This window comes from Chitinimonas violaceus (assembly GCF_052601015.1).
Genome location: NZ_JBQXDJ010000114.1, coordinates 1 through 6,672, shown reverse-complemented (window position 1 = coordinate 6,672; position 6,672 = coordinate 1). Strand labels below are relative to the sequence as shown.

Below are 6,672 nucleotides of genomic sequence, written 5' to 3'. Positions count from 1 at the left end.
GCGAGGCTGAAGCATTACCGTGCAGTGGCGTTCCGGTTCGACAAACTGAAACGGAACTATGAAAGCATGGTTTCCATGGCCTGTGGGTTTCTATGGCTACCTATGTGAAACGTCAACAGACCCTAGCTGAAGTCATCTCTTCATTAAATAATTCAATCAGATGAGCTGGAAGGTGGCGATGGTGATGACTACCTGGCCGGTGGCTACGGTAATGTCGCCAACACTGGCGATGACACCTTGATTGGGGGTGCCGGTAACGACACGCTGAGTGGCGAAGACGGCGCCGACCGCATGGAAGGCGGAACAGGTAACGACTTCTATATGTTGGCCAAGGGTGCTGGCGCAGACGTCATCCTCGACTTTGACACCACGGCCAACAATACCGACTACGTGCAGTTCAAGGATGTGAAGTCTACCGAAGTGACTGCGGTACAGAAAGTGGGCAGCGACCTAGTGATCAAATACGGCACCAACGACCAGCTGACGGTAGAGAAGTACTTCGATGCCACCAATGCGTCGGCTTACCGGGTTGAGCGGTTCATGTTCAGCGACAAGGTAAGCTGGACCAATACCCAGATCGAAGCCAAGCTTGCACCCGCTGCCGCCCCAGCCGCGGTCAGCCGTAGCAAGCGTTCGCTTAACGAGCCGGAAATTGCGGTCTGTTACATGGGAGACCGTAATGTGCCGCCATTGGCTCGCCAGCCGGAAGTCGCCGTTTGCTATAGGGACGGCGCTGGCTATAGCGTTGACCAGCAACTAAATTCAATGGTCAGCGCCATGTCGGCTTTTGCGCCGCAAGGTGCAGGCGTATTGGGTCAGGGAACGACTACACAGGAGCCTTATACGCAGGTCATGGCAGCAAACTTGATGTAACCCTCGTCGCTTAATCCAAAGCCTTAGTAGTTCAAACAACCCGGGTCGTTCGTGACCCGGGTTGTGTTTTTTATTGGCTTACCCCCCGTCTACTAAAGACTTAGGTAGCCAAAGCGTTCTCTATTTTTATATTTATCAGCGATTTTGGTGAAATACATGACTGATTCTCAGGGCACCTCTGTCGATGCCCCCTCTAACGCCCTACCCGTCGATTCCGGTCTGTTAGGGCTGGTCATGCTGGCGCGGTTTCACGCGGTTGCAGCAGAACCTGCCCAACTGGCACATGAGTTTGGTGGCGGCGTGGCGTTTGATGAAACCCGCATCCTGCTTGCCGCCAAGCAGCTTGGTCTCAAAGCCCGTGCGGTAGATGCAAAGGTCGACAGACTCGACACCCTGCCCTTGCCTGCGCTGGCAGAAGATGTAGCCGGTGGTTACTTCATTATCGCGCGGGTTACTGAGGACCAGGTCCTGATTCAAGACCCACGTGTGGGCCGACCCGAAACGATAAGCCGCGATCTTTTGATAACACGCTGGAGCGGCCGGCTGCTGTTGTTTGCGTCACGTGCCTCGCTGGCTGGCGAACTGGCCAAGTTTGACTTCACCTGGTTTATCCCCGCCGTCGTCAAATATCGCAAATTGCTGGGCGAAGTGCTGTTCGTGTCGTTCATCCTGCAATTGATTGCTTTGCTCACCCCCTTGTTCTTCCAGGTAGTCATGGACAAGGTACTGGTGCACCGCGGCTTTTCCACGCTTGATGTGATTGCGGTGGGTTTGCTGGTGGTGTCGATTTTTGAAGTGGTGCTCACTGGCCTACGTACCTGGTTGTTCTTGCCGTGATGTTCTACTACAGCGCCTGGCTGACCTTGATTGTGCTGCTCAGCCTGCCCTGCTATGCCCTGCTGTCCTTCATGATTACCCCGGTCTTGCGTGCCCGGCTCGACCAGAAATTCGCGCGAGGGGCCGAGAACCAGGCATTCCTTGTCGAAACCGTTAACGGGGTTGAAACCATCAAGGCCATGGCTGTGGAACCCAGGGTGATCGAGCGTTGGGACAATCAGCTTGCCGCCTATGTGGCCGCCAGCTTCAAGGTGGGCCAACTGGGCAATATCGCAAGTCAGGTGGTCTCGATGATCGGCAAGATCGTCACCGTCGCCACCCTGTGGTTGGGCGCCAAGCTGGTGATTGATGGTGATCTGTCGGTAGGCCAGTTGATCGCCTTCAATATGCTGGCAAGCCGTGTTGCCGGGCCCATCATGCGGTTGGCGCAGCTATGGCAGGACTTCCAGCAGACCGGTATTTCCATGCAACGGCTGGGCGATATCCTCAATACCCGTACCGAAGTTGCCCAGGCCAGCCGTGCTGCCCTGCCGGCCATCCAAGGTGCGATTGATTTCGATCAGGTTGGCTTTCGCTATCGCCCTGATGGCCCGGAAATACTTCGCGGCATCTCTCTGAATATCAAACCGGGCGAAGTGATCGACATCGTCGGTCGTTCCGGTTCGGGTAAAAGCACGCTTACCAAGCTCGTCCAGCGCCTGTATGTGCCGGAACGTGGCCGTGTCCTCGTCGATGGGGTGGACCTCGCGCTGGCCGACCCGGTCTGGCTGCGGCGGCAGGTCGGTGTCGTGCTGCAGGAGAACCTGCTTTTCAATCGTTCACTGCGCGACAACATCGCCCTGGCCGACCCCGGTATGCCGATGGAAGCCGTGATCCAAGCCGCTAAGCTGGCTGGTGCGCACGATTTCATCGTTGAACTGCCGGAAGGCTACGACACCATGGTGGGCGAACACTGCACCGGGCTTTCTGGCGGACAGCGCCAACGCATCGCCATTGCCCGCGCGCTGGCCACCAACCCACGTATCCTGATTCTGGACGAGGCAACCAGTGCACTCGATTATGAATCTGAACGCATTATCCGCGACAACATGGCTGCCATCAGCCGCGGTCGTACCGTCATCATCATCGCTCACCGGCTTTCTACTGTGCGCATGGCGGACCGCATCATCGCCGTGGATAAAGGACAAATCGTTGAAGAAGGCCGCCATGACGACCTTGTCAACAAACCACAAGGGTATTACGCCCACCTGCACAGCTTGCAGCAAGGTTAAGGGCGATATTCATCATGTTGAAATTCGAAGCTTTCAAAGGTCTGCTGCAACGCTATCGCGCCGTCTGGCAGGCCGCATGGGATATACGCGACCAACTCGAACCCAAGCCCAAACTGGGCTACGAGGCACAATTTCTGCCTGCCGCACTGGAACTGCAGGAAACACCGCCCTCGCCTATTCCGCGCCTTACCATCAAGGTCATGATCAGCCTGTTCCTGATCGCACTACTGTGGAGCATCTTCGGCAAGATCGACGTCGTAGCAGTAGCCCAAGGCAAGGTCATTCCCAATGACCGCACCAAGGTAATCCAATCACCCGAGCTGGCAATCGTTCGGCGCATTCTGGTACGGGATAGCCAACACGTCAGAACAGGCGAAACGCTGGTGCAACTCGACGCGACCAGCGCGGGGGCTGACCGGGACCGCCTTGGGAGTGAACGTGGTTCGGCCATACTGCAGGTTGTGCGTGCCCAAGCGATGATCGAGGCACTCAACAAAAGCCAATCGCCTCAATTACAACCGCCCCCAGGTCTTGACCCTGCAGCAGTTGTCGACGAGCAGCGATTACTGGCTGGCGAATATGCCGAGCTTCAGGCCAAACTTGCCTCGCTGGACGAGCAAACTGCCCAACGCCGTGCCGAACTCGCCACCAGCCAGCAACGGTCTGCCAAGCTGCAAGACACCCTGCCTATTGTGAAGCAGCGGGCTGAAGACTTCCGTGGCTTGGCAGACAAGAACTTCGTGGCCAAGCATGCTTTGCTGGAAAAAGAACAGGCCCTCATGGAAACCCAGCGCGATCTGGCGACCGAACAAAGCCGATCACGCGAGCTTGACCACGCGATTGCCCAAAACCTGCGCGAGCGCAGCAGCCTGCTGGCACAAGCCAAGCGTACCGCGTTGGACCAGTTGAACCAGGCGCAGATCAAGACCAGCTCGTTGACGCAGGAATTGGTCAAAGCCGAGCAGCGCAACACCCTGCTTACGCTGAAGGCCCCGGTGGATGGTGTGGTGCAGCAACTCGCTGTTCATACCGTAGGTGGGGTGGTGAAGGAAGCCGATCCACTGTTGCAGGTAGTGCCGCAAAACGACCGCCTGGTGGTGGAAGCTCAGATCGAAAACAAGGATATCGGCTTTGTTTATGCTGGCCAACAAGCCGAAATCAAGGTCGAGACTTTCAGCTTTACCAAATATGGCACCTTGTCCGGCAAGGTGCTTACCGTGTCGAACGATGCGGTACAGGACGAGAAACGCGGGTTGATCTACCCCGCGCGCGTACAACTCGATAAGTCGTCGGTACGCGTCGAAAACAAGCAGGTCAACCTCAGCCCTGGCATGGCGGTAACGGCGGAAATCAAGATCGGCAAACGATGTGTGATCGAATACTTCCTCAGTCCGCTGAGCGAGCATCTGCAGGAGAGCTTGCGGGAACGTTAAGTTTGAAGAAAGAAAAAGAGGGCTCAACCAACCGGTTGGGCCCTTTTGCATTATTCCTCTATTCATGGCCAGCACCACAGATGTGGAAACACCACCACGCTTATCTAGCCTTCCCCCGTCTTAAGGATGCCCACGGTAACCAGCCTGTGTAGCATCGCTCGCGCCAAGAAATACGTAGCGTCACTGCAAAAGTCCCTGAACACGCAGGACTAATCAACTCTTCACTCCCAGCCATTTGAATAACCAGGAGGTATCCAGAAAGAAACAGTACGCGGGTAAGTATCTGCAGAAGTCCGTCCTATAGCTTCATGGTCAAAATAAATAGAAAGCACACATGCCAAGTTATTACCGCACACCGAACACGCAAACACCCAGCCACACCGACCAGCTTGTATTTGCCGATTACCTTGATACGGATACGAGCAATGACCGCCGTCTCTTCAGAGACGCAGATAACTCATCAGCCGATACAGCACGCACTGTCGAGCCAATCGATAGCCCGCACTGGGCCGCCACAACTGTTACCGAAACAACCGTGCCGCCCACAGCTGGGGACGACACCATCCACGGCAATAGCGGTGCCGATGAAATCCATGGGGGCCAAGGCAATGACAATCTGTACGGCGGCCAGGGTGCGGATACGCTTTGGGGAGACCAGGGTAATGACCATTTATTTGGCGAAGGCGGAGACGACCAACTGAATGGCGGTGATGGTAATGATGTCCTGGAAGGTGACGATGGGAACGACAGGCTGAGCGGCAATAATGGCTCAAACAGCCTTGTTGGCGGTGCAGGCAATGACGTGCTGATTGCCTCAGACAACGTATGGGAACGCGACGCCAATATCCTGGAAGGCGGTACAGGCAACGACACCCTGTACGGCTCGTACGGTGATGACACCTATGTCTTCAACCTGGGTGACGGCAAGGATCTACTGATCGAAACGCGGCCTAATGAGGCCCACAGCAATATCCCCGCGTCGATCGACACCCTGGCATTCGGGGCAGGCATCGCGCTGGTCGACCTGAACTTCTACCGCATCGGCAACGATATGGTCGTGCGCCATCGCAATGGTACAGACGAAATCACAATCCAGAACTGGTTTACCAATGTCGTTACCGATCATTTCAAACTTGACAAGGTGGTTTTCGCCGATGGCGTAACACTGGACCTCGCCGCCATCGAAGCCCGTACCATCACATTAGGTACCGACCAGGCTGATGTACTGATGGGTTACCGTAGCTATGCGGACGATATTCGCGCCGGTGCCGGTAACGACAAACTGTTTGGCTTCAGTGGAGACGACCACCTGTATGGCGAAGATGGCAACGACACCCTGATGGGTGGCAACGGCATTGCCGAACAGACTGGTAACGACAGCCTGTTTGGCGGTGCGGGCAACGATAATCTGTTTGGTGAAGATGGCGCGGATGTGCTTTCGGGCGACGCAGGTGACGACTACCTCGACGGTGGCCTGGGCGATGACCTGCTGCAAGGTGGAACCGGCGACGATCAGCTCACCGGCGGCCTGGGTAACGACCGGCTTATGGCAGGCGCAGGCAACGACAAATATGTCTTTACCGGCAACTGGGGTACCGATGTGATCGACAACACCGGGGGCGGTAATGACTGGTTGTTCTTCACCGAACTGGACCGTACCCAGCTCAGCTTCAAGCAGGATGGCAAAGATCTGATCATCAGCGCGGTAAACGACGCCAGCCGTAGCGTGCGGGTACTGAACCATTTCAATGGTGGCGACGCCGCAATTGCCTACGTGCAACCCAAAGGCGGTAATGCCCTGTCAGCAACGGTTATCGCGCAGATCATCGCTGCGCAGAACGTGCCAGGTGGCTTTGAGACGTTGATTGATGGCGATGCCAACAACAACCAGCTCGTCGGTGGCGCCACCAGAGACCTGTTGCGTGGCATGGCCGGTAACGACACCTTGTTTGGCGGTGCAGGCAACGACAAGCTCGAAGGTGGCGATGGGGCTGACTATCTGGCAGGCGGCTATGGCAACGTCGCCAACACCGGTGACGACCATCTGGTGGGCGATGCCGGCAGCGATACCTTAGTGGGGGAGGATGGTCGCGATAGGATGGAAGGAGAAACTGGCAATGACGTCTATGTGCGTAAATGCCCGGAGGCCAGCATCTATCGCCGTCGCTGGACAGTGTCCAAGCTGATTGACTCCTTATTATCGGAGTTCAGTCATGCTTGCAGTCCCCCAGCGCGCTTTTGTTGCCAACCAGCCCGTC

3 protein-coding genes and 2 pseudogenes are annotated in these 6,672 nt (G+C 56.3%); all 5 read left to right on the top strand.

Annotated features, from left to right (window positions below):
• Nucleotides 1-108: pseudogene (locus ACUHMQ_RS19770) on the top strand (IS5/IS1182 family transposase); the annotation flags it as partial.
• Between the two features lie 39 nt (nt 109-147).
• Nucleotides 148-873 carry a calcium-binding protein gene (locus ACUHMQ_RS19765; RefSeq protein WP_445297178.1) on the top strand — a complete coding sequence of 242 codons (726 nt, stop codon included), beginning with the start codon at nt 148-150 and terminating at the stop codon, nt 871-873.
• Between the two features lie 234 nt (nt 874-1,107).
• A pseudogene (locus ACUHMQ_RS19760) lies at nt 1,108-2,981 on the top strand (ABC transporter transmembrane domain-containing protein).
• Between the two features lie 14 nt (nt 2,982-2,995).
• Nucleotides 2,996-4,414, top strand: a complete 1,419-nt coding sequence (locus ACUHMQ_RS19755; protein WP_445297177.1) for an HlyD family type I secretion periplasmic adaptor subunit — start codon at nt 2,996-2,998, stop codon at nt 4,412-4,414.
• Between the two features lie 334 nt (nt 4,415-4,748).
• Nucleotides 4,749-6,672: calcium-binding protein (locus ACUHMQ_RS19750; RefSeq protein ID WP_445297176.1), on the top strand; the 1,924-nt coding region annotated here is incomplete at its 3' end.

What these genes read in the sequence shown, in the direction of transcription:
- ACUHMQ_RS19755 (WP_445297177.1), top strand. Translation starts at nt 2,996, where the DNA reads ATGTTGAAATTCGAAGCTTTCAAAGGTCTGCTGCAACGCTATCGCGCC.